Genomic DNA, 26,815 nt, shown 5'->3' with positions numbered 1-26,815 from the left:
GACTCAAGTGTGGACACTATGTGGATGCTCTATTCTTGACTGAGGTGTTTTGTGCTGCCGCTGAAGAAGGTGATTTAGCGGCGTACAACGTTGGGGAAGTTGGAGCACAGACGTGCTGCGTGATGCTCGGCTCGTGCTTGTTGCGTGTTGATTAGGCATCTTTTGATGCTTTGGCACGACTCGGAGTTCTGTCAATAACTGTGGGGAGGTTGGGCAAGAACCGGAGCCAGTTTTGACTTTCACGCCGCCTGAGTACGTCACAGCGGTGATGAATTTGATTGAGAGCGGGGATGTTAGCTGGAATGACCCAGACGTCGCCAAGGTGCTGAGGGACGTTGTAAGGGAGAGCTACGTAAGACTACACGCTTAAACTCGCTCATGGCCCATAGTATCACGCATCCATGCGCACAAAGGGCGACTAACCGTCCATGATGTCATACTTAGGGGTAGTATCAAATATAGATACTTAGTCTACGGTTTGAATGAGAGCTTTTAAGCTTTTCAAATACACCTCCTTTTCTTCGCGATTGAATCCGCCCTTTGTGGTTTTCAAAAGTAGTTCAACTAAAGGTTCCTTTTGTGTGCTATCGGAAAATAATTTTATAATTTTATTAAAGTCTGATTTAAAGCTTTCATAAGTGTACAAAAGGACTTGACTAACGATATTGTATTTCTCGATATCTATTTCTGTTTCACCTAGAGACTCTTCTGTTATTTGTCTTTTTAATCTGGTTGCTAAATTTATAATTTCGCCCTGATCGATTGTGGTGTTGCCTAGTATATATGACAGGGTGTCTATTATGCTATTTGAATTGTCTTTAAAAAAATACTCTTCTGAAATAGTTGCAAGCACACCATCCTTAAGAGATTCTGGTGCTATTTTCATGTTTAGCATTGATAACCTTTCAATGGCTCTCTGTGGCGTATAAATAAGCCACTCTTTATGCTTGTAGTTTTTTCTTACTACATTTCTTAACGTGTACTGAGAACCATCGAGTGTTATAAGCATTGGAGTGCTTAAATATCCGGCCTCATCACAGTGCAGTTTGTCATCACCAAGTGCAGAGGAACAGACTATATCATTTTCAATTGTCCTTGAATTCCTTTGTCTAAACGCTGGTTCTCTGGTTAATTTTGACTTAATTGTTGAGATATAAGTGCCGTCTACCTCATTGGTATAATCAATGATATCAATGTTACTCATTCTCAAGAAATCTAATACACATCTAGAAAAAACGTCAAATTTGTTTTTTGTTGGAATTTCATCTTCGGATATTCCGATAAATTCATAAAGAAATGTTGTGAAGTTACATCTTGTAGGCTGTTTTCTTTTCCACCTGAGGTAAATGTTGAAAAATACGTTTTTTGACTCACCTAGCTCTTGAATTAATTCGTCAGTTACAAACTGGCTGATTTTGTCAGCTTGTTCTAAATGCCTTACTGTTTCTTCAAAGTGCTCAGATGTTGCCCTCAATCGTTTATTTTTTAGCGTGTTTATATTTTCCCTCATGAATTTAACATTTCTAAGGGATTTATCAAAAAGGTCGTTGTCGGAAAATCGAATTACAGATAAGTAAGGGATGAGTACTGGTGCATCGAGATAAATAAAGAATATTTTACTTTCAATATATTGCTCTAGCTTTCTGTTGTTTAATAGGTTAATGCATAGTTTTGCTGAACAATATTCTGATAAGTAATCATTGTTACCTGCAACTTCAATAAGACGCTTTGTTAACTCCTCGGATTCTTTTTTAGAAAGTCCACACTCCCTTTTTAAAATAACGTTTAAGTCATTGGCGATCTTGTTAACTATTTGTGTCTTTGGCGGCTCAAATGCCAGTTCTGTTAGTTGGACGTCAATAGATGCTTCATATGCTTTTTTTATTAACTCTAAAATTTCCAAAGACAAATCATTGTTTGTGTATTTATTTATCTCTACTTTCAGAACATTGAGAAGGTCATTCTTGTTGGAGATCTCGCGGAATGTCAATGCATCAATTCTAGACTTTTCACTTGAAGATAATGCGTACATATCACTATTTTTGACTACTCTTTTGTTAGATGCTAGTTTTTGCAACCTTCCCGCGATGGTTCCTTTTCTTATTCCCATTACTTTCATTTCCGCATGGATGGAGTCTAAATCTTTAGGTTTTTCATATAAAACTGAAATTATGTTGGAGTCGGCAATTGCATTTTTTAAATCAGCGCTATCCTTACTTAAAACCAAGTATTCGTAGAAGGTTCTTTGTTTTACATCAACGGTGTTTTCTTTTTCAATTGTTAATTTATGTATGTCTCTAATAACAAAGGTCAATAGCTCTGGGTATTTATTGGTCAAGTCTTGAGATATTCTTTTTGCATCAAAAAACTCTATGGTTATACCATAATCTCTTTTTGCAGATGTTCTGATATCATCTAGCGTGTATTCTGATATGGAACGACTCCAGAAGAAATTCAAAGTTGGTGGGTAACCATGGTCTTCGATTAATTTTGATACTTTTTTTAAATCAGTATCAATTTTTTTATTAATGTTTTTTTCTTCAATGCTTATTTGTGCTGCTTCTTTTATTTCTTTGTTTCTGACTTTGTATACTAGATCCTTGCCATTATCCCAAGGGCCGCCGATTAGGTAGGCGTTAACGCCAAATGAACACTCAACATACTTTCTGACTAACTCTTCAAAGTCTTTCTCGATAGCTATTGTACTTATGAATTTTACATTGTTGTCCATGATATTCCTTTATTAAATCAATATAATGTCTCGGTTTGCACTGGTATGACTTTGCGAGATGCTACCATGTAATGATATACGATATCTTTAGATTGTCTATGATGTCACATAAGAGTGTTTGTGAGGAGGTTCTACCTTTATAATATTACTGTGAGAAATTTCCCACACTTGAGTATGTTAAGTAAATCGGGTGGTTTTGCATGGAATGATGGAAGTGCTCAATTAAAAATCTAGTAAAAATAATAACTTACCCATTTCCTTTCAGTGGGCTAAATAAAGGGGCTGATTTATTGTAATGTGTTTTTTACTTGCATTTAGACTGCATGAATTTGCATGCAGATTCCACGTAACTTCTATCCAAGCAGCGCAAGCTTTGGCTCGGGTTGCGTCGGCGCATGCATCTGCATGAAAACCGAACCATGAAGCGAGCAGGAGTGGTGGGTTTAGGTTGCGGAGTTTTTGATCTTGTAAGTTAAGTCAAATAAGCAATAAATATTAAGCATTAATGATTGCAAGTTTATTTATTAAATCAATAACCTAGTTATATCACGCTAATTTTATTTAGTTGGTTGATTTTAATAGGGTTTTGCCAATTAAGTATGGGGGACGAGTTTTAGTGTATGGACATAATTGTTAATATATAGTAATACTGATATTAATAAGGGACCTGACAGGAGTTAGGGATATGACAACCAGGGCAGACATAGAAAAAGGCCGATTAATCTACACCGAGCATCTTGGGTGGATTGATAAAGGGCATGCTAAAGGGGATGATGCCAGAGCATTATGGGGGCAGTTGCTTAGTGAGCCACACAATCCCTTGCTAAAGAATTATTTTTTGGTTAATTACTCCCAGGCCATGGGCAAAGCATTTGCTGGTGTCAGTATTCGCACTGGCGTTCGGGCACAATGGAAAGTCAAGAAGGGATTGTCGATAGAAACCAAACGATCCATAGCACTTTCAATAATGTTTTATGTTTCGCTAAAATTTGAAGGGCTGCAATCGAACGCTTTGTTTTCCCGCGTGACGGACAGTGGTTTTAGCTGTGAGGATCTGGTATCAAACCTTTTGGGATTTTACTCCGTAGTTCTTCCCCGTAACTACATGGCACTCATTAGGCCAAAGCCAAAGGAATATGCACAGAAAATATGGGACTATTATGGCCCTGTTGGTCGGTATAAAAATAATGAGTTAAAAGCGATTGTTTTCCCCGATCCTGAAAGATTTCCCAATAATGCATACCCTTATAAAAAAGGGCTTCCATCTTATCTGTCGTCTATCAAGCCATTCTCCTCCTATGAGAGTGATTTAGTAATAAATACGCTTGATGCTAACGTATTCTTAGGTGTGCGCTAATTGAAAACAATGATGGCTTTTATTATAGCGGTGTTTTTTGTTTTTTTTTATTTGGTGTGGTTATGGACTATGCCTAATGTTACTTACACTGATAAAGAATTCTTAAAATACTATCTTCTGACGTATGCGGAGATAAGAAATGCCCCGAGGCTATCAGAGGATTATTACTTTGAGTATGGGCCCAGTGATGAGTCCGATCCTCAGACTAGCATCATGTATACCTGTGGGCTAAGCAATATCGATGAGAGCTATGGGAAGTTACTTTCATATATAAAAAGTACGGGAAAGGATCTAAGTGCTGGATATTCATGGGGGAATCCTCCGAAACGTGGTGATGAGTATTTTTTTCTGAGCGAGACGAGTCTCCGAGGTGGTGAGAAGTGCCTAATGTTATCCTTCTCTAAGGAAATAAATTGATGAATGACTCCGGGTAAGGAGTATTGCAACAATCAACTTTAAGGGAATAATTATGGCAAATCTGATTTATTTGACAGCAAAAGGGCGTACGCAGGGTTTGATTTCCGCTGGTTGCTCAACATATGCCTCGATAGGAAATAGGTATCAAGTCGGGCATGAAGATGAAATTCCTATCTTTTCATTTGATCATGATCTCACACGCGAACAGCATGTAAACCATCAGCCTATCGATTTTGTCAAAGCGATTGATAAGTCATCGCCTCTGTTTGGAATCGCAATAACTAATAATGAGTTGCTGACGCTTCGTTTTGATTTTTATCGCACAGCGGCAGATGGCACTTTAGAACTGTATTACTCCATAGAAATCACGGGTGCGACAATCGTTGGTTTTTCTAGCCATTATCCAAATTCGCTAACCCATAATGATGCTCAACCCTATGAGTCGGTGTCGGTAAAGTATCAAAGTGTTACTTGGAAGCATCATGCAGCAGGCACCTCAGGTTATAGCATCTGGGCAGACAATGTTTATTGAGAGTGCCATCTGAACCATGACTCGATCAGTTTGCGAAAGTGGCATGATGATGACAGTGAAGCCAGAGGTACTGGCCTGCGGTGAAGGCTGAGTAATTTGCGAGACAAAGGGGGGATTGGCTACGGCTATCGTCCCGTCACTCTAACCTTCAGCCAAAGGCTTGCCATGCCACCATTAGCGTATCGTCCGCCAGTGTGGATTTTTACCGTTTAGGGGCGTGTAATCGATAGCGAATAAAATGAACGCCGTCATATTCAATGTCACCATCAAACTGAAATCCCAGCCGAAATATTGCTTTAATTTTCAATCGTGTTGGGGGCAGCAGGATTGTGATTGACTTGAACCCCATCTCACTGAAAGCATAAGATAAAATTTTGTCATAGATTTTTTTTCCGAGCCCCCAATGGTCAGGGTGGAGCACTAAAGCCAAGTCAGCATCTCCGTTTTCGTATTGCAGGCCTCCCCAACCGACAAACTTGTCGCTTACTGTAAAAGCCCAAGGCCCATATCCGTATTCATCCCATTGGGATTCTTTGCTTGTTACCCATTCCAGACATTCAGCATCGCCAAAACTCGAATCACCCAAGGGCATCTGGCGTAAAACCATTGGGTTAGTGTTGAGGGCAATAATTTCGCTTCGATCGATATCGCTAAGGCGTTTAAATACAATATCCATTACTAACTCTTTGTATATGTGGTAGAAACTATGGTGTGCTGGTGGCCAACAGTAAATGGGATGATACCAATAAAGCTGCGCCATTGCGGCCAATTTGAGTACAATAAATCGCAGGATCACTAAGGAATACTATTATGGACGATATTCAGCGCTGGCGGTCCAGCGTAGGGAAAACGTGGTTACTGGGCGCGATGCTGCTGGTGGGGAGTTTTACTGCCTCGGTAAATGCCACGACCCCAGAGAACTACCATCAGGTCTCTCCAGAACTCTACCGCTCCTCTCAGCCCTCCGCTGCCCAGATGCAAACGCTCGAGCAGCAGGGCATCAAAACCGTACTCAGTTTACGCCAGTGGCATGACGACGACAGCGAAGCGAGAGGCACAGGCTTGCTTCTGCGCCGGGTGGCGATCAATGCCGCCGTAATTAATGACGACATCGTGGTGACGGCGCTCAGAGAAATTCGTTTTGCCCTGAAACCGGTGTTGGTTCACTGCTGGCACGGCAGCGATCGTACCGGGCTAGTGGTGGCAATGTATCGCCTGGTGTTTGAAAATGCGGATAAGCCTGCGGTGCTGGCCGAATTGAGAAAGCCGGAGCATGGCTATCATGAAAAATATTATGCCGGGATTGCGCACTATATTGGTGATGTCGATGTCAGCAAGATACGGCAGCGGGTTTTTGCCGATAACCTTGGCAAGGGGAAGTGATTTGCTAGAAAAGGGGGGAGATTGGCTATGGCGACCGTCCCCTCACCCTAACCCTCTCCCACAGGGAGAGGGGACTGGCCGTGCTACCAATTGGTCTCTTTATCGGTTTACAACACCGTATCGATTTCCTTCGTGAATAAGCTGCAGATTGCTTCCTATAACTAAATACAGGGCCGTATCAATTCCTCTCCCACAGGAAGAGGGGACCTACCGTGCCACGGATTAGCTCTTGCCTCCCACCTCCGCACTCGCTTAACGCCCCCCGTTCTGACCTAGTCAAAATGCCAAAACACAGCACCGTTGCAGCTCCCTCGCCCTGCGGGAGAGGGTTGGGGTGAGGGGGGACCTGATTGCCTGACCAGCAATCCAGTATCTCTCCCCGTGTGTTAATTTACTCCCCCCAATCCGACTCTGCTAAATCGTTAGCTCCCTCCCTAGCGTAAATCCCATTCTCGTTTAAGCTTTGTGTAAATTTTTGCGGCTTTTTGTATAGAATTTTGGTTTCAATAACGTTAATTATTGGTGTCTTGCGGCCGTTAAACCGATCTTAACGGAGCTAGGGAAATCGTTGGGTTGTGTGCCGTGCTTGGCATACTGATGGTCGTATTTTGGGGTTCTGAAGTCATCATGAAATATATCATTCTGATCTTATTGATTTTGTGCGTTATTTACATTCATTTTCGTGGCCGTGTTCGCTATCCTTTCTGGCGTCAGCTTTCCGACCATTCCACCTTTACCGCGCCGCTGAACGTGTTTATGTACCTGTTCTCACGGGTGCCGACCACGCCTTACCTGCAACCGGAGCAGTTTCCCGATCTTATTATCCTGCGTGACAACTGGCAGACCATTCGGGAAGAAGGGAAGCAATTGATGGAGATCCAGCAAATCAAAGCGTCGGACAAGTTTAACGACGCCGGATTCAACTCCTTCTTCAAAACCGGCTGGAAGCGCTTTTACCTGAAGTGGTATGAGGATAACCATCCTTCGGCAATGGCGTTATGCCCGCAAACCACTGCGCTGTTACGCAGCCTGCCTTCGGTGAAGGCCGCGATGTTTGCCGAATTACCCCATGGCAGCCGCTTGCCACGCCACCGCGACCCTTATGCCGGTTCGCTGCGCTATCACCTGGGGTTGATCACCCCAAATGACGACCGCTGCTTTATCGAAGTGGATGGCGAACGTTACAGCTGGCGTGACGGCGAAGGGGTGATGTTCGATGAAACCTATCTGCACTATGCCGAAAATCAGAGCGGGGAAAACCGTTTAATCCTGTTTTGCGACATCGAACGGCCAATGCGTTACCGTTGGGCTCAGGCGGTGAATCACTGGTTGGGGCGTAATTTGATGAGTGCTGCGACAGCACCGAATGAAGAGGGCGATCGTACCGGCGGCGTTAATCGGCTGTTCAAATATATCTATGCCGTGCGTAAGGTTGGCAAGCGATTAAAAGCCTGGAACAAGACGGGCTATTACATTATCAAATGGCTGCTGTTTGGCGGGATCGCCGCACTGATTTTCTTCGCATTTTAAATAGAACGGGGCGCAAATAATGCGCCCCGCTGATGTTTTGCAACCGCTTGGTATCAGGCAAATATCGTCATCATATAAGCGGCAAACAGCGCCAGGTGCGCGGTGCCGTTCAACACGTTGGTTCTGCCGGTAGAGAACGAGATATGGCACAATATCAACACCGTCAGCATTACGACCATATGCGGTGGCTGCAGGCCGAAGATTAGCGTCTGGCCAGTCAGGGTGGCGATAATCGTTACCGCTGGCACCGTCAGTGAAATGGTGGCCAGCACCGAGCCGAAGAACAGGTTCATGGCGCGCTGCACCTGATTGTTCAACACCGCGCGCAGAGCGCCCAACCCTTCCGGGGACAGGATCAGCAATGCAACCAGGAAACCGGTGAACTGGGTTGGTGCGTTCAGTTTGGTGAGCAAGCCCTCCAGCGGGTTGGCGTTGAATTTGGTTACGGCAATTACCGCGACCAGATGCACGATCAACCAGGCGGCATGCCACAGGCTGCTGTGGGATGAGGGTTTACCGTGGTGCGGGTCGCCATCGTCATCTTCATGTTCATAAACAAACAGGCTCTGGTGGGTCTTGGTCTGGATCAGCAGAAACACGCCGTACATTGCCGCTGAGATGGCCGCAACCAGCAGTGACTGGCCCACGCTGAAGTTGCCCCCAGGCAAGGCGCTTGGCAACACCAGCACGATGACCGCCAGTGGGAGGATCGCCATCAGGTACTGTTTGATACCGCCCAGGTTAACGTACTGGGTAGCAAACTTGCGCCCGCCGAGCAGCAGGGCAACCCCAACCAGTCCGGCAGTCACAATCATGATGATTGAATACAGTGTGTCACGCATCAGGGCCGGGGCCGCGTCGCCGGTTGCCATCAGGGCAGAAATCAAGCTCACTTCCAGGATCACTACTGAAAGGCTGAGGATCAGCGATCCGTAGGGTTCACCCAAGCGGTGGGCCAGTACGTCTGCATGGCGTACCACGCTGAAAGCACTGCTGAGGATACCGACCAGGGCAATAATGTTGATGGCTACGATCAGTGGGAAACTACTGGTACCGCTCCACAAGTTGAGCACAACCAGCGCGGCGATAGGGAAAATCAGGGAATACTCTGTGTGGCGAGATTTGGATCGGCCAGGATCGTTGTGCGACTTCATTACGGTACATCTCCTTCTCAAACTGCGTGGCCCGTCATCGCTGTTCACCTGCAGTTAGGGTCAGCGTATCCAGAAAGTTGTTAATAATAATAGGATACACTCTGCGCATGACGCTGAGTAATAATGTGATGTTGTGTTTAGTTTTTAGAAAGCAAAACTATGCTTTATGCGATAAGAGTAACAAAAAAACCGCATTTGATGCGGTTTTTTTTACTTACTTTTACGTTAAACACCAGACATTACTTGTTAAACGCCTATAAATGGGGCTTAACCGGCATTTTCAACGGAAAATAAGGCAGATAATGGCGATCAGGAGTCAATGTTATCCATGATATCGTGCCTTTTCTGGTGGTAACCCTCCTCATTTAACCCTTCACGCCAGTAAGGCACCGCATAAAGCTGATTACGCTCACATTGGCGCTCCCGACGCAGGTAACGACGCAGTTCGACCACCAGGCGATCCTCACCTGCCAGCCAGAACTGGGTGCCGCTTTGTGGCAGCGGCAAGGCGCAGAATTGCGTGATGAGATCGGCCGTTTTCTCCGTGCCACCAATGATCCAGCTTAGTTCAACACCGGCAGGTTTTTGCAGATCAATAACGTCCGCTTGGGTATCGACACGGATAAAAGCGTGGCCTTCGCTACGTGCAGGCAGGTTTTCCAGCAGTGCGGCGATGGCCGGTAACGATGAAGGATCGCCTGCCAGGCAGTAAAAGTCGGCTTCTGGCAACATTGGCTTGGGGCCGCCAGGGTTGCTGATACCAATTTTATCCCCCGGCTTGGCCTGACGTGCAAAGTTCACCGCTGGCCCGCTGTGGTCGTGCAGGGCAAACTCAATATCAATCTCACCCTGTTGCGGGCGAACGGCTCGAATAGAGTAGGTGCGAATGAGTGGACGCACGGCATCGGCGGCCCACACCGGGCCCTTCTCGGTGAGCGTGGGCAGGTCTGGCTGCGGTTGGCCTGCGAGCGGTAAGAACACCTTGATATGTGCGGCGGCGGCTTCAGCAGGGTAAAAACGCAGGTCTGGCGCGCTGAAGGTGATACGGCGCAGGTGCGGCGTGATGTCGCGTAAACGGGCAACTTCGATCAAATAGGGGGCGCGGCTGCGTGGGGTTTCGGTTGTCACAGGACTCTCCTTTATCATTCTGCGGCTAGTATATCACGCCATTTGATAATGAGAATTGTTTGCTGGTTGGTATGGCGCATCAGGCCAAGCGGCGTGATCCGCCCGGATTGTATTTTTTTGCGGTTAAAACGCTGAGCTCTGTTAACAAAACGCAGGGGAAGAGTAAAGTTTTACGTCTATAATTATTATTGCTTCTGGGTACAAATACTTTTTCACATTAAATATGCCTGGAAACTTGATTGAATGGTCAGAAAAGAATATGGTCATTTATACCCGTCGTCTTTCAAGTTGCAGCGTTGTTATCTGCACTTACCCACCCCAGTCACTTACCCAAAAGTAAGCTCCTGAGGATGAGTAAGCTTGTTGCCTAGCTGCAACTTGAAATCCATAGGGTATATATTTTTGCTGGGCGGTGGAAATAAACCCGCCCCGAATCCCAAAAAAGAAATTGCATACACAGTGGCGAAGGGTTTAGGGCAATCCTATTCTCAGGAGGTTGTATTAGGTGTTAACTCGAGATTTTCTGCAAAAAGCAGACTGCAAAACGGCATTCGGCACGATCGAAGAGTCGCTGTTGCTGACACCGGAACAGCGCTCGGCCTCACTGACATGTACGCTCTCCAGACGGCCGGATAATAGCCCGGTATGGGTTTTCGGCTATGGTTCACTGATGTGGAACCCGGTATTTGAATCCGAAGAGGTGCGCCCGGCGACGCTGCAAGGCTGGCATCGGGCATTTTGCCTGCGTTTGACCGCCGGGCGTGGCACGCTACATCAACCAGGGCGCATGCTTGCTCTGCAGGAAGGGGGGCAAACCACCGGTCTGGCTTTCCGCTTGCCGGAAGATAAGCTGCGTGAAGAGCTGGAACTACTGTGGAAGCGTGAGATGATCACCGGTTGTTATCTGCCAACCTGGTGTGAGCTGACGCTGGACGACGGCAGCGTCGTTACCGCCTTGGTGTTTGTGATGAACCCGCAGCATCCGCTATTTGAAGCGGATACCAGCCATCAGGTGATCGCTCCGCTGATCGCCAGCGCCAGCGGCCCGTTGGGCACCAATGCGCAGTATCTGTTTGCCTTGGACAACGAGTTGAAAAATCACGGCATGAAGGATGACTGCATCGGCGATCTGGTCGGCTATGTCCGTCAGTGGCTGCAACAAAACACCTCAGGGCCAATAGGTGGCGAAGCCACGGCCTAACCCTCAGACACCGTCGGGGCGTCGTATTGCGCGCCCCAAAGGCTTCAACAACTCTCGCGTTGATATATCTTATCTCTCTAGGTAATAACTTTTTGCTGCATAAGTTATTTAACCATAATAACAAGATGGTTATTTATCTTGTTAATTTTAAAGCCATTTATAATTTTAAGAAAAGCAGCGATGAATTTTTAATGATAAAAAATGCACTTAGCATGAAAAGCTATAAGTAAAGATTATTCCTTATTTGTTCTGTCTGCGCAGACTCCGTATCAATATTGTTAACGGTTTTGGGGAGAGAAGGAGACGGAATGAATTTTCAGCAATTAAAAATCATTCGTGAGTCAGCGCGTTGCAACTACAACCTGACTGACGTCGCGAATGCGTTATTTACCTCACAGTCTGGGGTTAGCCGTCATATTCGTGAGCTGGAAGAAGAGCTGGGGATAGAGATATTTATCCGCCGTGGCAAACGGTTATTAGGCATGACTGAACCAGGCAAAGAGCTGTTGGTGGTTGCGGAGCGTATCCTCAATGATGCCAATAATATCCGCCGTCTGGCCGATGTGTTCAGCAGTAAAGATGCGGGGCAACTCCATATTGCCACTACACATACCCAGGCCCGCTACAGCCTACCGGGGGTGATTAAGGAGTTTCGGGCGCTGTATCCGCAGGTGCGAGTGGTGCTTAATCAGGGGAGCCCGGAGGAGATAGCCGCCATGCTGGCCTGCGGCGAAGCGGATATCGGTATCGCCAGTGAACGCCTGATGAGCGAAGAGTCGTTGGCTGCTTTTCCCTATTACCGCTGGAACCATGCGATCCTGGTTCCGGAAGGCCACGAGTTGACACGCCAGCCGCTGGTCACGTTGGAAATGCTCAGTACGTTACCATTGATTACCTACCGCCAGGGGATCACCGGGCGCTCACGGCTGGATGCGGCATTTAAAGCTGCGGGGCTGACGCCGGATATCGCGCTAAGCGCCCAGGATTCTGACGTTATCAAAACCTATGTTGAGTTGGGGCTGGGTGTGGGCATTCTGGCAGATATGTCGTTTGAAAAAGAGCGCGATCGTGGGTTGGTGAGCCTCAATGCCGAACATTTGTTTGAGCCTAATACCGTCTGGTTGGGCCTGAAACGCGGTCAGTTACAACGTAACTATACCTGGCAGTTTATCCAGCTATGTAATCCCACTTTGTCGCTCACGGAAATTAAAGAGAAAGTGTTCTCCGATCAGTTGGAACCGGTTATCGACTATCAGATCTGAGGCTGTAATGCGCTGGAATGGTGCAAACGCGCCATATGACTGTGCAATAGTGAGGGGTGGATTACAGATTGCACGGCCATAACCTTCTAAAATCTGTAGCTTGGCAAACTGGCATGCCAACTGCTTACTTTAAAACGCGGAAACATTGAATATCCGCGATGAATTTCAACAGGCGTCCGTGCAGCACGTTTGCCCCAATGGTGGAATGTGCTGTTCGGACGTCTTTTTTATCGCGGGTAATACCCCTTGGTTGAAAGCCTCGATTACAGCTTTTTCCGATGGCTTCTTTTTGCCGATCGCTTACCCTATGGCCTCAGGTTGCATTATGCTGTGCGACAGTTTTTTTCTACCGGCCGGAACGGTAGCGCCAACGAGGTGAGTTTGCCATGCGGCAAGGAAGACGAAGGGCAAACGTGGTTATGACCAAGGTTATTCAGCAAAAGATGTCACAGTTGTTATCCAGCACGCGCTTACTCGGGTTATTAGCTTTACCGGTGATGATGTTTAACGCCCAGGCGGAAGCTCCCCCGGCAGGAGCTGGCGTGCCTGGCGCCCAGGCAGAGGCACCCGTTGCAGCGAAAAGCGAAGCTGAGTCCACGGTGGAAGCTCCCTCTATCGGGACGAGCGTGATTGACGATCTGGCTAAAGCGCCACCGACAGCAACAGTAGAAACCCAGACGGTAGTACCACCGGCGGCGGTAGCAGAAGTTCAGGCAGTAACACCTGCAGCAGAAGCCCAGGCAGTAGCACCACCACCCGCAGAGGCTCAGACCATTGCCCCACCGGCGGTGGCAAATGCGGCGGACATCCCTGCGCAAGTGCCTGCGGCCGTGACCCCGATAGAAAAGCCAGCGGCAGTGGTCAGTGAGGTCAAGGCGCAGGCATCTCCGGCGCAAGAGCTGCCGGAACTGGGCAGCGCTGGCGTCAACGATGCCGAAAAAGAAAAAGAGTGGGCTACGCGGGCGAAAAAGCTGGCAGAGCAGAATCTTAACCAGATATCCAGCGAGCGGGCGCGCGCCGATACCAAAGATTACCTGACCAACCAGGCCAGCTCTGTCCTACAGCAGGAGACCGAGGAGCTACTTTCACCACTCGGCACCGCTAAACTGTCGCTTGCGGTTACACCTGAAGGGGATTTCACCGGCAGCAGCGGTCAATTGTTCAGCCCGCTCTATGACGTGGATGGCTTGTTGACCTACAGCCAGGTGGGTTATCTGCAAAAGGCTAACGGTTCACAGGGTAATTTTGGCCTGGGGCAGCGCTGGATGGTGGGGGATTGGCTGCTGGGCTACAACTCCGTGCTCGACACTGATTTCCAGAATCAGCGCAACCGTGGCAGCATCGGTGCCGAAGCCTGGGGTGACTATCTACGCTTATCGGCCAACTATTACCACCCGCTGTCGTCATATTCTCCACAAGCAAATAATGCCGTCTTTCTCGGCCGTCCGGCGCGTGGCTACGACATTACCACCCAAGGTTATCTGCCGTTTTACCACCAGCTTGGGGCCTCACTCAGCTTTGAACAGTATCGCGGCGCCAGTGTCGATCTGCTAGGCAATGGCAACAAACAAACGGATCCTAGCGCTATGCAGGTGGGGCTCAACTATACGCCGGTCCCGTTGGTCACGGTCAAAGCCTTGCACAAACTGGATAATGTGGGCGAAACCCAGGACAAGGTCGAGCTGGCCATGACCTACCGCCTTGGGGTGCCGCTGCTCAAACAGATTTCTCCGTACTACGTGGAACAGGCCAAATCTTTGCGCGGTAGCCGCTATGACAGCATTGAACGTAATAATGTGCCGGTGCTGGAGTTCCGTGAAAGTAAAACGTTGCAGGTGTTTCTGGCAACGCCGTCATGGAGCCTGAATCCAGGGGAAACGCTGCCGTTGGTGCTGGAAATCAAAGCGGCCAATAAGATCACTGCGGTCAACTGGCAAGGGGACACTCAGGCAGTCAGCCTGACGCCGCCGGCGAATACCAACGATCCGCAGGGGTGGACCTTGACGGTGCCTGAGTGGGATGAGACGCTAGGGGCCAGCAATCACTACCAACTGTCCGTCACCCTTGAGGATGAAAAGCAGCAGAAAGCCACCTCGAACTGGATCACGCTTCAGGTTACCGCTCCCCTGAGCTTGTCTATCGAAGGGGAGCCTGGGCTACCGCCGCCGCAAACCCTGCAGCCACCGGCAATCCCTGCGGTTACCGGGCCGTTGCACCCACAGGGTAACTAATCTTTCTTATTGCCCAACACCCAAACGGCGGCTTCTACGCGGGATTTCAGTTTCATCTTCTTCAGCAGGTGTTTCACGTGCACCTTGACGGTACTCTCGGTGATGGTCAGTTTACGGGCGATCAGCTTGTTTGGCAGCCCCTGCGCGATCAGCTTGAGGATATCGCGCTCGCGCGGGGTTAACTGCTGGATGTCGCGTTCTACCGCCGGGCGGTTTTCCCGCAGGCTGGCCGCCAGCACTGGCGTCAATGCCTCGCTCAGTACCATTTGCCCTGCCGCCGCCTGATGCAGCGCCTTGAGCAGTTCCTCTGGTTCCATATCTTTCAAGAGATAGCCATCAGCACCGCGTTTTAGCGCGCTCACCACATCGTCTTCATGGTTGGAGACGCTGAACACCACCACGCGGCCGGAAAGGGCGGTTTGGCGCAGGCGATCCAGCGTTGCCAGACCGTTCATTCCGGGCATGTTCAGATCCAATAGGATCAGGTCGGGATCGTGCAGCTCCGCCAGTTCCACCCCTTGTTCGCCATTGCTGGCTTCGGCGATGACTTGTAGCCGCGGATCCATGCTAATCAACTGCTTGACGCCGTTACGCAACATGGGGTGATCGTCAATCAGCAGTATGGTGGCAGCTTCTTCGGTTGTCATAATATTTCCTTATTCGATAGCAGAGTTATCCGGCCGGAACGTTACCCGTACTTCGGTGCCGCCGCCGCTGCACGGCAAGATTTCGCACTGGCCCCGCAGGCTTTTGGCGCGATCGCGCATGATGATCAGGCCGTAGTGATCGGGCCGTTCGCAGATATCTGGCAGGCCACGGCCATTATCGCTGACGCTCAAGGTGACTTCGCCCTGCAGGTTTGTCACCCGAATCGCGACCTGGCTGGCCTGCGCGTGTTGGTGAATGTTACTCAATGCCTCACGCGCGATCTGCAGCAGGTGGATCGCCTGGTAGGCCGGTACGCTACGTGGGCCTAACTGATAATCCAGTTCGATGGTGATCCCCAGCCGCTGATTGAATTCTTGCACCGTAGACTGTAGTGCCGCCAGCAGGCCAGGTTCGGTCAATCGCAGGCGGAAGGTGGTTAACAGCTCGCGTAACTGGCGATAGGCGGCACTGATCTCTTCACGCATCTGTTGCACCAGCGCCAGGCTGGCCGGAGGGAGTTCGCCCCCCTGCATTTGCAGGCAGCTGGTCTGCATTTTCAGGCAGGTGAGGGATTGAGCGATGGAGTCGTGTAACTCGCGGGCAATCGCGGCCCGCTCTTCCATCAACATCAACTGCTGCTGGTGGTCAACCTGGCGCTCTATTGCCAATACGCTGGTCAACTGCTCCATCAGGGTATTCATCAACTGACATTGCTCATCGCTTAGCCGTTGTTCTGGAGCATGTTGAGCGACGACGATGCCATAATTGCCCAGTTGGTCACTCAGGCTCCAGCTAAGAGAAGGATGGCCCTGACTATGCGGCTGATGTTCGCTTAAGCAGGCGCTACAGACCGGATTATGGCAATACTCAGGCCTCAACGGCTGGTTCCCGCTTAATTGCAGAAACTGGTCCTGACTGTTGTTTTCATACAGCCGTACCTGGATGCTGTGTAGCGGCGTCAGCGTTTGCAACTGGTTGAGGATCGGCGTCAGGCGGCTACAGATCGGTTCGCTGGTGTGTAACTGGCGGCTGGTGCGATACAGAAAGCCCAGCACCTGGTTTTTCTGTTGCAGGTCGGCGGTCTTTTCTGCGACACGTTGCTCCAGCCTGGCATAGATGGTTGCAAGCTCGTCGGACATGGTGTTGAGCGCAGCGCCGAGGGAAGACATCTCGTCCTGATGCCCACGTTGGGCAAAGCGGTGGCTGAAATCACCGCGGCCAACCGCCAGTGCCAATGCCACCAATTGACGCCAAGGGTGCAGCAAACGGCGGCGTAGATAACAGATGGTGCCGACCAGCAGCAACAGCGTCAGGGCGATAAATCCCCCCTGAACCAGCGTCACCATCAACAAGCGCCGTTCGGTTTGATGATCGATATCGGAAACCAGCTTGTCCAACAGGCTGACAAAATGGGCCACTTGGGGGGCCGCATCGGCGGGGCGTTGCGCCTGACGCAGCCGTGGTTGCAGCTGGTTTAGCCAATAGTCACGTAGCGTCAGTAACTGCGTGGTTAGTCCTTCGCGCTCCAGCGCCTGCTGCAAGTCGCGGCTGGTTTCATCCTGATCCAATCCCTGCATGAGTATGTCACTGTGGGCATCCAGAGGAACCTGGGAGAGCAGACGGTAGCTCTGCATCCTTAGGGAGCCTGCTTTGTTGATGGCATGAGCATTGCCCTGAATGCTTTGCGACATCCAGGCGGAAATACTCATTCCGGCGATACCCAGCACTCCCAACAGTAGCATTAACAGGGCAACCTGGTTAACGATGGAAAGCGGGGCCAGCAAGCGTTTCATCGAATACGCATCTCCCATAGAGCAGCAGAAACCAGAGAGGAGATACCTGCAACTCCGGCCGCCAAATTACGTCAATAGCAGCCATTTTTCCTCATCCCCCGGCGTAACCCCATACCCCTAACGAAGTACCCCTTAGTTTCCTGCAGCCTGGGCCATTGCCAAACCTTTCTCACTACTGTGGTATAACCTGCTGAATACCAATAGATTAGCTAACCTTGATTGGCTACTCACTAAGGGATGTATGCGGTTTTTCCGCCATGAGCTACCTGCTTGCTCATTGATTTGCGTCAACTTTACCGCTTGAGGGGATCAACTAGGGTGTGCGCAGTTATCACCGTGTTTCTGAGGTTATTATGTCGCAATCTGCAACGCCTTTAGCAAAAAAAACGGGTGCGGTTATTCAGGACTGGCAACCTGAGAACAGCGAATTCTGGCAGCAGAGTGGGCACCGCATTGCCCGCCGCAACCTGTGGATCTCCATACCCTGCCTGTTGCTCGCCTTCTGCGTATGGATGCTGTTCAGCGCCGTGGCGGTTAATCTGAACAAGGTGGGTTTTAACTTCACCACCGATCAGCTGTTTCTGTTGACCGCATTACCTTCGGTTTCCGGCGCGATCCTGCGCGTGCCGTATTCCTTCGTGATCCCGATGTTTGGTGGCCGCCGTTGGACGGCTATCAGCACCTGTTTCCTGCTGGTACCTTGCCTGTGGCTGGGTTATGCGGTGCAGGATCCGACCACCTCATTCAACGTATTTATCATTATTGCGCTGTTGTGTGGGTTTGCTGGGGCCAACTTTGCCTCCAGCATGGCGAACATCAGCTTCTTCTTCCCGAAGGCGAAGCAGGGTGGCGCGTTGGGGCTGAATGGTGGTCTGGGAAATCTGGGTGTTAGCGTGATGCAACTGGTGGCTCCGTTAGCCATCTCGCTCGCCATGTTTGGCTTCCTGGGTGGCACTGGGCAGACACAGCCAGACGGCAGCCAGCTGTGGTTGGAAAACGCCGCCTGGATTTGGGTGCCTTTCCTGCTGGTGGCAACGCTGGCGGCCTGGTTCGGTATGAACGATTTGGCCGCCTCAAAGGCTTCTTTGCGCCAACAGTTGCCGGTACTCAAACGGGGGCATCTGTGGGTTTTGAGCCTGCTGTATCTGGCAACTTTTGGTTCCTTCATTGGTTTCTCTGCCGGTTTTGCCATGCTGGCGAAAACCCAGTTTCCGGACGTGGTGATCCTGCATTATGCCTTCTTCGGGCCGTTCCTTGGGGCGCTGGCTCGTCCCGTGGGTGGGGCGCTTTCCGATCGTTTTGGCGGTATTCGTGTGACGCTGCTGAACTTTATAGTCATGGCTATTTTCGCTGCCTTGCTGTTCATGACCTTGCCGGGTAGCGATCATCAGGGTTCATTCATGGCTTTCTATGGCGTGTTTATGGTGCTGTTCCTCACCGCCGGGTTGGGCAGCGGCTCGACCTTCCAGATGATCGCCGTGATATTCCGTAAAATCACCGTGGACAGAGTGAAAGCCGAAGGAGGAAGCGATGAGTTGGCACAGCGCGAGGCAGTAACCGATTCGGCTGCGGCTTTGGGCTTTATCTCGGCGATTGGTGCAGCGGGGGGGTTCTTTATTCCCAAGGCATTTGGTACTTCGCTGGCGTTGACTGGCTCACCGGCTGGGGCGATGAAGATCTTCCTGGTGTTTTATATTCTGTGTGTCGTGGTGACCTGGGGTGTTTACGGCCGTAAAAAGGTTTCACGCTAGTTTAGTTAAGCGGAGGCAGCCTGCGGCATCCCTTCGGTCGAACATATGGACGCCTACCCATTTGCCTGTCAGTAATCTGACACTCCCCGCTTGCCGGGGAGTGTTTTGCTTCTCAATTCCTACACGTTGTTTCACTGATAGCCAATCGGTGAATTCATCGCTATCTTGCCAGAACCACACTGTGTAATATTACCGACACTTGGCATTTCTCGGGTATATATTAATGCCGCCTTTATTTTGTTGAGTTGTTATAAGATGATTCCATGCTTATCTGTTGTTAAATCTTGATGTCCACGGTGTCATCAGAAAAGAAAGCCCCAAATCCTTGGTGCGAGGTATTAATATCTGAATTGCCCATGGACCAGGAGAGAAGTGAGTTTTTCTCGTTGAGTTGCATGATTTCACAAAGTTGTGAAAAACAGGTGAAATATAAATTAAGTCTATTTCACTGACTTTATATTTAAATTCTTGAACATTTTTTCATATGTCTATACAAATGAGGACGCTGTGAACTCATAAGGGAAATGAAAAGTGGACGCTGAAAAGGAAATAAAAATCATAAATTTTGATGTTTTGCTCCCCTCCAGGCAGCGTTCACGCCTGCGTTGGAAAGAGCTTCAGATCCTTTCCCTGCTGGTTAACCGGTCGCCTGAGTTGGTGAGCCGCTCAGAAATCATTGAGACTATCTGGAAAGGCACCTATTGCTCAGACTCGACAATAAATCAGACGATTAAGTCCATTCGCCAGAAAATTGGCGACACGGAACATGCTCTCATCAGAACCATTCCTCGTCTTGGTTATAAGGTGGAAGATAAAACGATTTTTAACTTTATATCGACAGGGGAATCTGCCGTCGCTACGGAGATTATTCCTGGGAATGATGATGCTGAAACTTTCAATCGTGATCTGTCTGAGGGTAAATTAAATCATATGGCCGATGAAATTATTGAAGATGCAACGGTGTCGGAAGGTTATTCCCTCATGAGTCCGATATTAAGCGAAACGGCTTTGGTTGATTCCAGGCGAAACACGTTAACGCCGTGGGGCAGAATATTGAAGTATCTGGCGGCGTTTATTGCATTGTTGACGGTTTCACTTTTATCCTATGCATTGGGCAGCCGAACCAAGCCTGCAATACAGTATGAGCAGCCCAACAGCCCTCGTATGGTCCTTTCTTTTTCATTAGACACCTCCCCTGGTGTTAATCCCCAGGCGCTGAACTGCGTGTATCTGGCAGGGAATGAAAAGGAAATGCGGGTTGAATGCCGCACTCGTTAGCAGGGATCCCCCTTCAAGCTGTTTAAGATAGAAGTATTAAACTGCGCAAGATTATCCCGATTAAGCTCGCTCACACATCCGTTTTACCGCCACTACCCCCAAATTTCCGTTTCAGGAGGTTCGCCAGGTGCTTATCCCTGTAAATCTATTATTCTTGTTTTATTACAGTTGGATAGCGTTATTTTTAACGATCATCCTTTAGTGGTATTTTCACCTTTCCCCACGTTTTCCCTCACTGATTCCCTTGATCGCAATCAAGTTACGCCCGGCAGAGCATCAGTAGCCTTGGCCGCAGATTGAGCAATGTCACTTGGCAACTTCTTACAACAACATACCCGTCGTCTTTCAAGCTGCGGCTTGAAATTCGAGTGTAACGAGCCTTCAGGAGAACTCCGGATGAGCAAATTTCTAGATCGGTTCCGCTACTTCAAGCAGTTGGCCGAACCTTTCTCTGGCGGCCATGGCCAAACGCTAAACACCAACCGCGATTGGGAAGACGGTTACCGCAGCCGCTGGCAGCACGACAAAGTGGTGCGCTCCACCCATGGTGTTAACTGCACCGGCTCCTGTAGCTGGAAAATTTATGTGAAAAACGGCCTGGTCACCTGGGAAACCCAGCAGACTGATTATCCACGTACCCGTCCAGATTTGCCCAACCATGAGCCCCGTGGCTGCCCACGCGGTGCCAGCTATTCCTGGTATCTCTACAGCGCCAACCGCCTGAAATATCCGCTGATGCGCAAACGCCTAATCAAGCTATGGCGCGAGGCTAAAGCCTTGCATAGCGATCCGGTTGATGCCTGGGGTTCGATCGTTTCCGACCCGGAAAAAGCCAAAAGCTACAAAGTGGCTCGTGGCCGCGGTGGTTTTGTCCGCTCCAGCTGGCAGGAAGTCAATGAACTGATCGCTGCCTCCAACGTCTATACCGCCAAGACCTTTGGCCCGGACCGTATTATCGGCTTCTCGCCGATCCCGGCGATGTCGATGGTGTCTTACGCGGCGGGGGCCCGTTACCTATCGCTGATTGGTGGTACCTGCTTGAGCTTCTACGACTGGTACTGCGATTTGCCACCGGCCTCGCCGATGACCTGGGGCGAGCAGACCGACGTGCCGGAATCCGCCGACTGGTACAACTCCTCGTACATCATTGCCTGGGGCTCCAACGTGCCGCAAACGCGCACCCCGGATGCCCACTTCTTCACCGAGGTTCGCTACAAGGGCACCAAAACCGTCGCAGTGACGCCAGACTACGCGGAAGTGGCCAAGCTATGCGACCAGTGGCTGAACCCGAAACAGGGTACCGATAGCGCAATGGCGCTGGCGATGGGCCACGTGATGCTCAAAGAGTTCCATCTGGATCGTGAAGTTGGTTATTTCCGCGACTATGTCCGTCGCTATACCGATATGCCGATGCTGGTGTTGCTGGAGCCGCGTACCGAAGGTTATTACGCCGCTGGCCGCCTGCTGCGCGCCGCCGATCTGGTGGATGGCCTTGGCCAGGAAAACAACCCCGAGTGGAAAACCGTCGCGCTGGATCAGACCAGCGGTGAACTGGTGGCGCCGCAGGGCTCTATCGGTTTCCGTTGGGGTGAGAAGGGCAAATGGAACCTGGAACAGCGTGAGGGTAAAGCCCAGCAGGATGTGGAGCTGCAACTCAGCCTGCTAGGTAGCCATGATGAGGTGGTTGACGTTGGCTTCCCATACTTTGGCGGTGCCGAGAGTGAGCATTTCAACAGCGTGGCGTTGGACGACATCCTGCTGCACAAACTGCCGGTAAAACGCCTGCAACTGGCGGACGGCAGCCAGGCATTGGTGACCAGCGTCTACGACCTGACGCTGGCTAACTACGGCCTGGATCGTGGCCTGAATGATGCCAACTGCGCCAACGGTTATGATGAAGTCAAAGCCTATACACCAGCCTGGGCAGAACAGATCACCGGCGTCTCACGCCATAACATCATCCGCATTGCGCGGGAGTTTGCCGAAAACGCCGAGAAAACCCACGGCCGCTCGATGATTATCGTTGGTGCCGGTGTCAACCACTGGTATCACATGGACATGACCTATCGCGGGCTGATCAACATGTTGATCTTCTGCGGTTGCGTTGGCCAAAGCGGCGGCGGCTGGGCGCACTATGTCGGTCAGGAAAAGCTGCGCCCACAAACCGGTTGGATGCCGCTGGCCTTTGGCCTGGATTGGCAACGGCCGGCTCGCCATATGAACAGCACCTCGTTCTTCTACAACCACTCTAGCCAATGGCGTTACGAAACGGTCGGCACCGAAGAGCTGTTGTCACCGATGGCGGACAAGAGTCAGTTTGCTGGCAGCCTGATCGATCTTAACGTGCGTGCTGAACGCATGGGTTGGTTGCCATCGGCACCGCAACTGGACACTAACCCGCTGCATCTGGCCGCTCAGGCCAAAGCGGCCGGTCAGACGCCGCTGGATTTCACCGTGGAGAGCCTCAAACAGGGCAGCGTTCGCTTTGCTGCCGAACAGCCGGATAACCCGCAAAACTTCCCGCGTAACCTGTTCGTCTGGCGCTCCAACCTGCTGGGCTCCTCCGGCAAGGGGCATGAATACATGCTCAAATACCTGCTGGGGACCGAGAATGGCATCCAGGGCCAGGATTTGGGCCAGCAGGGCGGCGTAAAACCGCAGGAAGTCGAGTGGTTGGATAACGGCGGCGAAGGCAAGTTGGATCTGGTCGTGACGCTTGATTTCCGCATGTCCAGCACCTGCCTGTATTCCGACATCGTGCTGCCTACCGCCACCTGGTACGAGAAAGACGATATGAATACCTCGGACATGCATCCGTTTATTCATCCGCTGTCTGCGGCTGTCGATCCTGCCTGGGATTCCAAGAGCGACTGGGAGATCTACAAGGGTATCGCCAAAGCGTTCTCCGAGGTGTGCGTTGGCCATCTGGGCCAGGAAACCGACATTGTTACGCTGCCGATCCAGCATGACTCCGCCGCCGAACTGGCACAGCCCTACGGCGTGAAAGACTGGAAGAAAGGCGAGTGCGAGCTGATCCCGGGTAAAACCGCGCCACACATCATGGTGGTCGAACGCGATTATCCCGCGACCTACGAGCGCTTTACCTCGCTCGGTCCGCTGCTGGACAAGCTTGGCAACGGGGGGAAGGGAATCAGTTGGAACACCCAGACTGAAGTCGACTTCCTGAAAAAGCTCAACTACGTGAAGACCGAAGGCCCGGCAGTTGGGCGGCCTAAGATCGAAAGTGCTATCGATGCGGCGGAAGTGATCCTCTCGCTGGCACCGGAAACCAATGGGCAGGTGGCGGTGAAAGCCTGGCAGGCGCTGAGCAACATCACCGGGCGCGATCACACCCATCTGGCGCTGAACAAGGAAGACGAAAAGATCCGTTTCCGCGATATACAGGCCCAGCCGCGCAAGATCATCTCCAGCCCTACCTGGTCTGGTCTGGAGGATGAACACGTCTCTTACAACGCCTGCTACACCAACGTGCATGAGCTGATCCCATGGCGCACCCTGAGTGGCCGCCAGCAGCTTTATCAGGATCACGAGTGGATGCGTGCCTTCGGGGAAAGCCTGCTGGTCTATCGCCCGCCGATCGATACCCGTGCCGCGCAGCCGTTGCTGAATAAAAAGCCAAACGGTAACAAAGAGAAGGCGCTGAACTTCCTGACGCCGCACCAGAAGTGGGGCATCCACTCCACCTACAGCGACAACCTGCTGATGCTGACCCTGTCACGCGGCGGGCCAATCGTCTGGCTGAGTGAGGACGATGCCAAAGATCTGGGCATTGAAGATAACGACTGGATCGAGGCCTTCAACGCCAACGGAGCGCTTACCGCCCGTGCGGTGGTCAGCCAGCGTATTCCTTCGGGGATGACCATGATGTATCACGCGCAGGAACGTATCGTGAACATTCCAGGCTCGGAAATCACCAGCCAGCGCGGCGGGATCCACAACTCGGTGACCCGCGTGTGCCCTAAACCGACCCATATGATCGGCGGCTATGCGCAGCTGGCCTACGGTTTTAACTACTACGGCACCGTAGGCTCGAATCGCGATGAGTTTGTGGTGGTGCGCAAAATGGACCATATCGACTGGTTAGACGGCGAAGGTAACGACTACGCGCAGGGCAGCCAGCAGGAGAAAGCCAAATGAAAATTCGTTCGCAAGTTGGCATGGTACTCAACCTGGACAAGTGCATCGGTTGCCATACCTGTTCGGTGACCTGTAAGAACGTCTGGACCAGCCGCGAAGGCATGGAATATGCCTGGTTCAACAACGTGGAAAGCAAGCCGGGCATCGGCTATCCCAACGCCTGGGAAGATCAGGACAAATGGAAGGGCGGCTGGATACGCAAAATCAACGGCAAGCTGGAGCCGCGCATGGGTAACCGCATTGGCCTGCTGTCGAAGATCTTTGCCAACCCGGATGTTCCCGCGCTGGACGATTATTACGAGCCGTTCGATTACGACTACCAGAACCTGCATACCGCCCCGCAGGGCAAGCATCAGCCGATCGCCCGTCCGCGCTCGCTGATCACCGGCCAGCGGATGAACAAGATCGAAAGCGGCCCAAACTGGGAAGAGATCCTCGGCGGTGAGTTCGACAAACGTGCCAAAGACAAAAACTTCGACAACATGCAGAAGGCGATGTACGGCCAGTTCGAAAACACCTTCATGATGTATCTGCCACGCCTGTGCGAGCACTGCCTGAACCCGGCCTGTGTGGCGACTTGTCCGAGCGGTGCGATTTATAAACGCGGCGAAGACGGCATTGTGCTGATCGATCAGGATAAGTGCCGCGGCTGGCGGATGTGCCTGACCGGCTGCCCGTACAAGAAAATCTACTTCAACTGGAAAAGCGGCAAATCCGAGAAGTGCATCTTCTGCTACCCAAGGATTGAGGCTGGCCAGCCGACCGTTTGTTCGGAAACCTGCGTGGGGCGTATCCGCTATCTCGGCGTGCTGCTGTACGATGCCGACCGCATTGAACAAGCGGCCGCGACAGAGAACGATAAAGACCTGTATCAGAGCCAAATGGATATCTTCCTCGATCCGCACGACCCGGCGGTGATTGAGCAAGCGTTGAAAGACGGTATCCCGCAAGGGGTGATTGAGGCTGCGCAGCAGTCGCCGGTTTACAAGATGGCGATGGACTGGAAGCTGGCGCTGCCGTTGCATCCGGAATATCGCACTTTGCCGATGGTGTGGTATGTACCGCCGTTGTCTCCGATCCAGTCGGCTGCGGATGCCGGTGAGTTGGCCCACAGCGGCGTATTGCCTGATGTCGAAAGCCTGCGCATCCCGGTGCAATATCTGGCGAATCTGTTGACCGCCGGGGATACCGCTCCGGTGCTGTTGGCGCTGAAACGGATGTTGGCGATGCGCCACTACAAGCGGGCAGAAACCGTGGACGGCGTTGTGGACACCAGTGCGCTGGAGCAGGTGGGGCTGACAGAGGCGCAGGCGCAAGAGATGTATCGCTATCTGGCGATCGCGAACTACGAAGATCGTTTCGTCGTGCCTTCCAGCCACCGTGAACTGGCGCGCGAAGCCTTCCCGGAAAGCAAAGGCTGTGGCTTCAGCTTTGGCGACGGTTGCCACGGCAGTGACAGCAAATTCAACCTGTTCAACAGCCGCCGCATCGATGCCATCGACGTGACGCAGAAAACCCCGCGCAAGGAGGATGCCTCATGATCGCTCTGCGAATTATTGCCCGCCTGCTGGATTATCCTGAGCAGGAATTGTTTGACCATCAGCAAGAGCTGGTGGAAGCCCTGGAACCGGCCTGTGAACTGGACTTGCATCACAGCGCCCAGTTGATTCTGTTTATCCGCCGCTTCTGTGCCCGTCCGTTGCTGGATGTGCAGGCGGAGTATTGCGAGCTGTTCGATCGCGGCCGTGCGACTTCACTGTTGTTGTTTGAGCATGTTCACGGTGAATCCCGCGATCGCGGCCAGGCTATGGTCGATCTGATGGCGCAATACCGCGAAGCCGGGCTGGAGATCGACAGCCGCGAACTGCCGGACTTCCTGCCGCTGTATCTGGAGTATCTGGCTAGCCGCAACAAAGAGGAAGCTCAGGGCGGATTGCAGGATATCGCCCCCATTCTGGCTCTGCTGGGTGCTCGTTTGCAGCAGCGTCACAGCCCGTATGCGGTGCTGTTCGATCTGCTGCTGGTGTTGTCTGCTAGTGGCGTTGCAGCCAAAAGTTTACAGCCACAAGTTGCTGGTGAAACACGTGACGACACGCCACAGGCTCTGGATGCCGTCTGGGAAGAAGAACAGATCAAGTTTTTGGGTGAGCAAGGCTGTGCTTCGGCGCAGCAGGCCACCCACCAGCGGCGCTTTGCTGGGGCGGTGGCGCCACAGTATCTGGATGTGGGTTCAATGACCACGGCAACCAAAGGACGCTAAT

General features: G+C 51.1%; 18 protein-coding genes. 12 read left to right on the top strand and 6 right to left on the bottom strand.

Features of this window, described 5'->3' with window-relative positions:
• Positions 1 to 466: 466 nt before the first annotated feature.
• The gene (locus IMQ33_RS11970) at positions 467 to 2,731 is read right to left on the bottom strand and encodes a hypothetical protein (RefSeq protein WP_196067758.1); all 2,265 of its coding nucleotides are present in this window, start codon (positions 2,729 to 2,731) and stop codon (positions 467 to 469) included.
• Positions 2,732 to 3,416: 685 nt separating this feature from the next.
• Between IMQ33_RS11970 and IMQ33_RS11965 the strand changes: the two genes are divergently transcribed.
• Both IMQ33_RS11965 and IMQ33_RS11960 read left to right on the top strand, forming a co-directional pair.
• Entirely contained in the window at positions 3,417 to 4,088 is a 672-nt protein-coding gene (locus IMQ33_RS11965) for a hypothetical protein (RefSeq protein WP_065684230.1), read from the top strand.
• A gap of 469 nt (positions 4,089 to 4,557) precedes the next feature.
• Positions 4,558 to 5,037 (top strand): Hcp family type VI secretion system effector, encoded by a 480-nt coding sequence (locus IMQ33_RS11960; protein WP_065684232.1) that lies wholly within the window; start codon positions 4,558 to 4,560, stop codon positions 5,035 to 5,037.
• Between the two features lie 202 nt (positions 5,038 to 5,239).
• On the opposite strand, the gene IMQ33_RS11955 is transcribed toward IMQ33_RS11960, so the two are convergent.
• Complete coding sequence (locus tag IMQ33_RS11955) at positions 5,240 to 5,713, bottom strand: GNAT family N-acetyltransferase (protein WP_065684233.1); 474 nt, start codon at positions 5,711 to 5,713, stop codon at positions 5,240 to 5,242.
• Positions 5,714 to 5,847: 134 nt separating this feature from the next.
• Between IMQ33_RS11955 and IMQ33_RS11950 the strand changes: the two genes are divergently transcribed.
• Positions 5,848 to 6,420: a tyrosine-protein phosphatase gene (locus tag IMQ33_RS11950; RefSeq protein ID WP_196062993.1), complete on the top strand. Its 573-nt coding sequence runs from the start codon at positions 5,848 to 5,850 to the stop codon at positions 6,418 to 6,420.
• Positions 6,421 to 7,047: 627 nt separating this feature from the next.
• Complete coding sequence (lpxO, locus tag IMQ33_RS11945) at positions 7,048 to 7,950, top strand: lipid A hydroxylase LpxO (protein ID WP_098931909.1); 903 nt, start codon at positions 7,048 to 7,050, stop codon at positions 7,948 to 7,950.
• Positions 7,951 to 8,003: 53 nt separating this feature from the next.
• On the opposite strand, the gene chaA is transcribed toward lpxO, so the two are convergent.
• Both chaA and IMQ33_RS11935 read right to left on the bottom strand, forming a co-directional pair.
• The gene (chaA, locus tag IMQ33_RS11940) at positions 8,004 to 9,104 is read right to left on the bottom strand and encodes a sodium-potassium/proton antiporter ChaA (RefSeq protein ID WP_024529765.1); all 1,101 of its coding nucleotides are present in this window, start codon (positions 9,102 to 9,104) and stop codon (positions 8,004 to 8,006) included.
• Between the two features lie 309 nt (positions 9,105 to 9,413).
• A complete protein-coding gene (locus IMQ33_RS11935; RefSeq protein WP_196062992.1) occupies positions 9,414 to 10,232 on the bottom strand; it encodes a siderophore-interacting protein in 819 nt (272 codons plus the stop codon).
• Between the two features lie 505 nt (positions 10,233 to 10,737).
• Here IMQ33_RS11935 and IMQ33_RS11930 point away from each other — a divergent pair.
• From IMQ33_RS11930 to IMQ33_RS11920, 3 genes are all read left to right on the top strand, one after another.
• Positions 10,738 to 11,433 carry a gamma-glutamylcyclotransferase gene (locus tag IMQ33_RS11930; RefSeq protein ID WP_024529763.1) on the top strand — a complete coding sequence of 232 codons (696 nt, stop codon included), beginning with the start codon at positions 10,738 to 10,740 and terminating at the stop codon, positions 11,431 to 11,433.
• Positions 11,434 to 11,741: 308 nt separating this feature from the next.
• The gene (gene cbl / locus IMQ33_RS11925) at positions 11,742 to 12,695 is read left to right on the top strand and encodes an HTH-type transcriptional regulator Cbl (RefSeq protein WP_065684236.1); all 954 of its coding nucleotides are present in this window, start codon (positions 11,742 to 11,744) and stop codon (positions 12,693 to 12,695) included.
• Positions 12,696 to 13,114: 419 nt separating this feature from the next.
• Positions 13,115 to 14,926: a YchO/YchP family invasin gene (locus tag IMQ33_RS11920; RefSeq protein WP_230326861.1), complete on the top strand. Its 1,812-nt coding sequence runs from the start codon at positions 13,115 to 13,117 to the stop codon at positions 14,924 to 14,926.
• Here the strand turns inward: IMQ33_RS11920 and narL are convergent.
• Positions 14,923 to 15,573: a two-component system response regulator NarL gene (gene narL, locus IMQ33_RS11915; RefSeq protein WP_024485411.1), complete on the bottom strand. Its 651-nt coding sequence runs from the start codon at positions 15,571 to 15,573 to the stop codon at positions 14,923 to 14,925. The two genes, IMQ33_RS11920 and narL, sit on opposite strands and share 4 nt — an antisense overlap.
• A 9-nt stretch (positions 15,574 to 15,582) precedes the next feature.
• Positions 15,583 to 17,367: a nitrate/nitrite two-component system sensor histidine kinase NarX gene (gene narX, locus IMQ33_RS11910; protein WP_196062991.1), complete on the bottom strand. Its 1,785-nt coding sequence runs from the start codon at positions 17,365 to 17,367 to the stop codon at positions 15,583 to 15,585.
• Between the two features lie 353 nt (positions 17,368 to 17,720).
• On the opposite strand from narX, the gene IMQ33_RS11905 reads away from it, so the two are divergent.
• The 5 genes from IMQ33_RS11905 to narJ all read left to right on the top strand — a co-directional run bounded on the left by IMQ33_RS11905 (position 17,721) and on the right by narJ (position 26,814).
• Positions 17,721 to 19,118, top strand: coding sequence for a NarK family nitrate/nitrite MFS transporter (locus IMQ33_RS11905; RefSeq protein ID WP_024529759.1), 1,398 nt, complete (start codon positions 17,721 to 17,723; stop codon positions 19,116 to 19,118).
• Between the two features lie 531 nt (positions 19,119 to 19,649).
• Entirely contained in the window at positions 19,650 to 20,396 is a 747-nt protein-coding gene (locus tag IMQ33_RS11900; protein WP_196061473.1) for a winged helix-turn-helix domain-containing protein, read from the top strand.
• A gap of 396 nt (positions 20,397 to 20,792) precedes the next feature.
• Positions 20,793 to 24,554, top strand: coding sequence for a nitrate reductase subunit alpha (locus IMQ33_RS11895; RefSeq protein WP_098930724.1), 3,762 nt, complete (start codon positions 20,793 to 20,795; stop codon positions 24,552 to 24,554).
• Positions 24,551 to 26,095: a nitrate reductase subunit beta gene (gene narH / locus IMQ33_RS11890; RefSeq protein ID WP_065684240.1), complete on the top strand. Its 1,545-nt coding sequence runs from the start codon at positions 24,551 to 24,553 to the stop codon at positions 26,093 to 26,095. Before IMQ33_RS11895 ends, narH begins: the two co-directional genes overlap by 4 nt.
• Positions 26,092 to 26,814, top strand: coding sequence for a nitrate reductase molybdenum cofactor assembly chaperone (gene narJ / locus IMQ33_RS11885; RefSeq protein WP_065684241.1), 723 nt, complete (start codon positions 26,092 to 26,094; stop codon positions 26,812 to 26,814). The genes narH and narJ overlap by 4 nt, the downstream gene beginning before the upstream one ends.
• Position 26,815 lies beyond the last annotated feature (1 nt).

The organism is Serratia sp. Res13-Sevr-LER1-36-b (assembly GCF_015673035.1).
Classification (GTDB): domain Bacteria; phylum Pseudomonadota; class Gammaproteobacteria; order Enterobacterales; family Enterobacteriaceae; genus Chania; species Chania fonticola_C.
Note: the sequence above shows the minus strand (reverse complement) of the source record. Positions and strands in the feature narration are given on the sequence as shown.